At 49.5% G+C, this 594-nt stretch carries 1 protein-coding gene; it reads left to right on the forward strand.

The features are described 5' to 3' along the window. Positions 1-594, forward strand: a 594-nt coding sequence (locus R8N49_RS28825; protein ID WP_318190662.1) for an arginine deiminase family protein, incomplete at both ends; no start/stop codon positions are given.

The raw sequence follows: 594 nt of genomic DNA on the forward strand, positions 1-594 counted from the left end.
AAGATGTTGAAGTACTTCTGCTCCACGATTTACTGGTGGAAACCCTAGCCGTTCCAGAGGCAAAGCAGTGGCTGTTGAATACGCAGATTTCTGACTTCCGCTACGGGCCAACCTTCGCTCGCGATTTACGCCAATATCTTTTGGAAATGGACGACGAACACCTCGCGACTATTTTGCTTGGCGGCTTAGCCTATTCTGAGTTACCTATTCAATCTTCTTCGATGCTACCGAAGATGAAGCGCCCACTGGATTTCGTGATCGAACCACTACCAAACCATCTATTTACCCGCGACACCTCATGTTGGGTATATGGCGGTGTATCACTCAACCCAATGATGATGCCTGCGCGCCAGCGCGAAACAAACCATTTACGCGCTATCTATCGCTGGCACCCGATCTTTGCAGGCCAAGACTTCATTAAATATTTTGGTGATGATGATCTGCATTACGACAACGCAAACGTTGAAGGCGGTGACGTACTGGTGATCGGTAAAGGCGCGGTATTGATTGGCATGTCTGAGCGCACCACGCCACAAGGGGTAGAAAACTTAGCGGCAAGCCTGTTTAAAGCAGGACAAGCGAGCGAAGTGATCG

This window comes from Vibrio sp. 1978, from assembly GCF_033344345.1.